1 protein-coding gene is annotated in these 339 nt (G+C 37.5%); it reads left to right on the top strand.

The features are described from left to right. A partial coding sequence (locus OM075_RS25920; protein WP_301193429.1) for a VCBS domain-containing protein occupies positions 1-339 on the top strand: 339 nt, incomplete at both ends.

The raw sequence follows: 339 nt of genomic DNA, 5'->3' as shown, positions 1-339 counted from the left end.
TACAGGAACAAGTAGTTTAAGCACATCAGAAGATACACCACTAACAATAACGATAGATGATGTAACCTATACAGATGATAATTATGAAGGCTCAGTGACTTATAGCTTGATCATTCAGGATGGGACTAATTATACGCACGAAGGCAATACCATAACCCCAACAGCAAATTTTAATGGTACATTGAGTGTTGGAGCAGTAGTTTCCGATGGATTATTATCGAGTGCACCATCAACAATAACCGTAACTGTAAGCAGTGTCAATGATGCACCTGTTATTACAGGAACAAGTAGTTTAAGCACATCAGAAGATACACCACTAACAATAACGATAGATGATGT

Source organism: Plebeiibacterium sediminum (assembly GCF_026013605.1).
Classification (GTDB): Bacteria; Bacteroidota; Bacteroidia; order Bacteroidales; family Marinilabiliaceae; genus Saccharicrinis; species Saccharicrinis sediminus.
This window is presented reverse-complemented; position numbering and strand designations above follow the sequence as displayed.